Genomic DNA, 1,072 nt, shown 5'->3' with positions numbered 1-1,072 from the left:
ACCCCCTCCGGCCCGACCGCCGCGACCAGCACCTTGCGCCCGTCCCGCAGCGTGGGCCGGACCGCGTCCAGGGTCCCGTCCGCCACGACCTCCGCCGCCGCGCGCGCCAGTGCGTCCCGGCCGGTGGAATCCGCCTCCCCGAAGGCCAGCCGGGGCACGGCCAGCACGGCGGGCAGCAGCGGATCGTCGTCCCCGACCACCCGCAGCGAGACCCCGTCCGGGAGGGTGACCGACGCGGGCTCCCCGTCGAGCACCATCAACGGCCGCTCGGCGACCGGCAGTCCGGCCCCCTCGACGACCTTCCGCATCCCCGGCGCCGCCTCGGCCAGCCACTCGAACGCCTCCGGCACCCCCAGCTCCCGCTGCCGAGCCCGGACGCGTACGACGTCCTCGGCGGTCACCTCGCCGTCCCCGGCCGGCTGGGCGTGCGCGGGCCCGCCGTAGTAGGGAGCCCCCGCCTCCTTCCGCACGAACAGCCGCAGCGACCCGAACTCCTCGGCCCCGGCGAACAGCAACGGCACGGCGGCGTAGTACCGCTGGAGACGGTCCAGCAACGACGGCTCACTCATCCGCCTGACACTACGGGTTCGGCCATGGCCTTCGCCCCGGAGCGGACCACGCGCACACGAGCGGGCGGGTCGGCCGCACAGCGAATTCCAGTGCGTCGACGGGGGTTTCACCCAGTTCCCAGACGAGGCCGTCCAGGTAGGCCCTGACCTTGCCGCTCACGCCCATGAACACGTGGCTGCTGCTCAACCACCAGCCCACCGGGTTGTGGTCCTCGCCGAACACGTCCTTCAGCAGGAGCGCCTCATCCAGGTACCGGACTCCCCGGTTGGGGGTGATCCAGTAGGGCTCGTCATTCATGAAGTTCGGCCCGGCGGCCAAGGCCGGCTCGATCCGCAAGCCCGTGAATTCCTGCACGAAAGAGGTAAACCGCCCATGAATCGCATACCCAGAGCGAGTGAGCCGTTCCACGGTGTCCGAGATGTCCACCCGCCGTCCTGGCCGCCATCCGGCGACCAGGAGCGCTTCACGTACGGGAGAGCTCAGTCCATGGTCGAGCGGTGCC

Annotated in this window: 1 protein-coding gene and 1 pseudogene; both read right to left on the bottom strand. The window is 71.7% G+C overall.

The window, feature by feature from the left end; all coding sequences use genetic code 11:
- A pseudogene (locus CCN42_RS40205) lies at nucleotides 1-569 on the bottom strand (GNAT family N-acetyltransferase); the annotation flags it as partial.
- A 10-nt stretch (nucleotides 570-579) separates the two neighbouring features.
- A partial coding sequence (locus tag CCN42_RS40200; RefSeq protein WP_211294909.1) for an SUKH-3 domain-containing protein occupies nucleotides 580-1,072 on the bottom strand: 493 nt, incomplete at its 5' end.

Source organism: Streptomyces glaucescens, from assembly GCF_002154375.1.
GTDB lineage: Bacteria > Actinomycetota > Actinomycetes > Streptomycetales > Streptomycetaceae > Streptomyces > Streptomyces glaucescens.
This window is presented reverse-complemented; position numbering and strand designations above follow the sequence as displayed.